The organism is Desulfurobacterium sp. (assembly GCF_027028515.1).
Lineage (GTDB): Bacteria > Aquificota > Aquificia > Desulfurobacteriales > Desulfurobacteriaceae > Desulfurobacterium_A.
On sequence record NZ_JALVIW010000027.1, the window covers coordinates 1 to 1,743 of the forward strand.

The following is a 1,743-nucleotide window of genomic DNA, read 5'->3' on the forward strand; positions in this document are numbered from 1 at the left end:
AGCGAGAGATGGGCAAAGTCCGCAACCGTCTGCCTTTGCATCTGGGCATCGTTTTCGCCGATGCCCATCAACCCCTGCGCATCATCCTTGATGCGGGGCGAAGGATGCTCAATCAGCAAGGGAATATGCAAGTTTGGAAAGTCGTAGAAGTGCGAAAACAGCTTGGCCAAGATGGAACTTTACCTAAACGTTTTAATGATAACAAAAGTGGTCAATTCGCTAAATGGTATGAAATCATCCTGAAAAACGGAGAAAAAAAAGTAACTTGGTATATTCCTGCTGTAATGGGTGATGGGCAAACAGAAGATTATTGGTATCCTTATGTTTTCTGGATAAAAGATGCGAATAGAAATCCCAACCCTTCGACTGCTACAATTCCTCGTAAACGTTTTTATCAAGCTCTTAATCCTTTTCCTCCAAAAATTAGAGGCGGGTTTCAACCCGGTTGGCTTGTCCATGCTGGCGATTTAATCCCCGGCGACGTTGTATACTTCACTCCGGCAACTTTTGATTTCATTTGGCTTGGTCACCCGGAGGCAAGATTCCAGATCACTTATAACAAATACGGTCGGCGCTTGGGAACCTTGAGCAGACCCTACTTACTCGCTGAACTCGAGGATCTAAAAGAAGCCAGAAAAATATTTAAAGAAAATCTCTCTATCAATCAAACCTTTATCCTACGAAATCTTATTGAAAATAAAAGAAAAGAGTGGTTTTCGGATTGTCCGGACAAATCATTTAACGATGAAATTTTTAAAAAGTTTTGCGAAAATGTTCTTAAAAATCTTAAATGGGACAGAAAACCTTCTAAAGAAGAGTATAAAAAACTCGTCCATTATGCCCAAACCGGCCTTATAGCCGACGTAGTAGAACTTTTTCATCACATCATGAAGGAAGAGTCTAATGATAAAAGATAAGAAAATTTGGGCCAAGTTTGAAGCAAATTTTCAGCGGAATATTCCAGCTGACTATCTGGACAACCTGAAAGTTCTGGAAAACTTAATACAACATGCCAGGGCAATAGGAGCTTGGCCTCCTGAAGAAATTTTGGAAGGTATAGAACAAGATATTCGTCTTGCTAAAATTATAAACACTTATGAAGAATTTACTGAAAAAGATAGCTGAAAAATTGGACAGCAGAAACATCCCTTATATGATAATCGGTGGGCAAGCAGTCTTGCTATATGGTGAACCTCGTCTAACAAGAGACATAGATATAACTTTGGGAGTAGATATAGAAAAGTTACCAGAAATAATATCTCTAACAAAAGAATGCAGACTGAAAATACTAACGGAAAATCCTAAAGATTTTGTCCAAAAAACCTGGGTATTACCGACCTTTAATAAAGAAAGTGGTTTTCGTGTTGACTTTATTTTTTCCTGGAGTCCTTACGAAAAGGAAGCTCTTTCGAGAGTTAGAATTGTAAATATCGAGAATTATCCGGTCAAGTTTGCTTCTCCGGAAGATGTAATTATCCACAAAATGTTAGCCGGCCGTCCCAGAGACTTCGAAGATATAAAGTCAATTCTTAGAAAACAAAAAGTCAACAAAAAGCTTATTACTTACTGGTTAAAAATTTTTTCACAAGGTTTAAAAAAAGATTTACAGAAAGAATTTGAGTCCCTTTGGCAGGAGGTCCAAAATGAGCTTTGAGATCCATCGTTTCTTTTTGATGACCATTGATCCCGTGCATGTAGGTACCGGCGGCATGCTCTTGGGAAGGGTCGATAATCCTATTGTAC

2 protein-coding genes and 1 pseudogene are annotated in these 1,743 nt (G+C 38.8%); all 3 read left to right on the forward strand.

The window, feature by feature from the left end:
• Positions 1-917: pseudogene (locus MV676_RS02635) on the forward strand (hypothetical protein); the annotation flags it as partial.
• Positions 904-1,125 carry a hypothetical protein gene (locus MV676_RS02640; protein WP_297445026.1) on the forward strand — a complete coding sequence of 74 codons (222 nt, stop codon included), beginning with the start codon at positions 904-906 and terminating at the stop codon, positions 1,123-1,125. The pseudogene MV676_RS02635 and the gene MV676_RS02640, both read left to right, overlap by 14 nt.
• A gap of 4 nt (positions 1,126-1,129) precedes the next feature.
• The gene (locus MV676_RS02645; protein ID WP_297445028.1) at positions 1,130-1,654 is read left to right on the forward strand and encodes a nucleotidyl transferase AbiEii/AbiGii toxin family protein; all 525 of its coding nucleotides are present in this window, start codon (positions 1,130-1,132) and stop codon (positions 1,652-1,654) included.
• Positions 1,655-1,743: the final 89 nt, after the last annotated feature.